The sequence below is a fragment of the Enterococcus sp. FR204 genome (assembly GCF_031143325.1).
Classification (GTDB): Bacteria; Bacillota; Bacilli; order Lactobacillales; family Enterococcaceae; genus Enterococcus_B; species Enterococcus_B faecium.
Genome location: NZ_JAKZIW010000096.1, coordinates 1 through 1,371 on the forward strand (window position 1 = coordinate 1; position 1,371 = coordinate 1,371).

Consider the following 1,371-nt stretch of genomic DNA (forward strand, 5'->3'; position numbering starts at 1 on the left):
ATCGCAAAGACTGAATAGGGAAAGGTTCGATACGTAAATAAATTTCTCAGAAGGAAATCTACGTGTTTTTTGACAAATTGAATTGTAGTTCTTGTATTTATGATAAAAAGCAAAAATAAAGAGCAACGTCCGTTAGCGACGTTGCTCTTTTTTATCTTGAATATTTTTTTACCTTTTCGATTTCTTATAACTCATAAAAGTGATTCTTAAACCGATTACAAGTAATATAACGCCTGCGAGTGTTATCCAATTATTCGATTGACTTCCAGTTTTAGGAAGTGCTCTTTTTGATTTGTTTCCATTGTCATTGCTTGTTTTATTAGTTAAGTTAAAGTTCGTCCTGTTATCCGAACTTGTTTTTGAGAAGGAGACACTTGCATGACGTGTATCGCTTGTGGTAGACGACGTGTCTGTACTATCGCTTGAAGTTGATGAATCTGAGCTATCACTTGTGGTAGAGATTGTATCTGTACTGTCGCTTGAAGCTGACGTGTCCGTGCTATCACTTGTAGTGGTAGTTGAATCTGAGCTGTCGCTTGTGGTTTTAGTACCTGTACTGTCGCTTGAAGTTGATGAATCTGAGCTATCACTTGTGGTAGAGGTAGTATCTGTACTGTCACTTGAAGCTGATGTGTCCGTGCTATCACTTGTGGTAGAGGTAGTATCTGTACTGTCACTTGAAGCTGACGTGTCCGTGCTATCACTTGTGGTAGAGGTAGTATCTGTACTATCGCTTGAAGTTGATGAATCTGAGCTATCACTTGTGGTAGAGGTAGTATCTGTACTATCACTTGTGGTAGAGGTAGTATCTGTACTGTCGCTTGAAGCTGATGTATCGGTACTATCACTTGTAGTGGTAGTTGAATCTGAGCTATCACTTGTGGTAGAGGTAGTATCTGTACTGTCACTTGAAGCTGACGTGTCCGTGCTATCACTTGTAGTGGTAGAGGTAGTATCTGTACTGTCACTTGAAGCTGACGTGTCCGTGCTATCACTTGTAGTGGTAGATGAATCTGTACTGTCACTTGAAGCTGACGTGTCCGTGCTATCACTTGTGGTAGAGGTAGTATCTGTACTGTCACTTGAAGCTGACGTGTCCGTGCTATCACTTGTAGTGGTAGATGAATCTGAGCTATCACTTGTGGTAGATGTATCTGTACTGTCACTTGAAGCTGATGTGTCCGTGCTATCACTTGTGGTAGAGGATGTATCTGTACTGTCGCTTGAAGCTGACGTGTCCGTGCTATCACTTGTGGTAGAGGTAGTATCTGTACTATCGCTTGAAGTTGATGAATCTGAGCTATCACTTGTGGTAGAGGATGTATCTGTACTGTCGCTTGAAGTGGATTTGAGTCAATATCTTGGACACAT

The 1,371-nt window shown here is 41.1% G+C and carries 1 pseudogene; it reads right to left on the reverse strand.

The features are described 5' to 3' along the window. Positions 1-168: 168 nt before the first annotated feature. A pseudogene (scm, locus tag RG571_RS11955) lies at positions 169-699 on the reverse strand (collagen-binding MSCRAMM adhesin Scm); the annotation flags it as partial. Between the last annotated feature and the right edge of the window lie 672 nt (positions 700-1,371).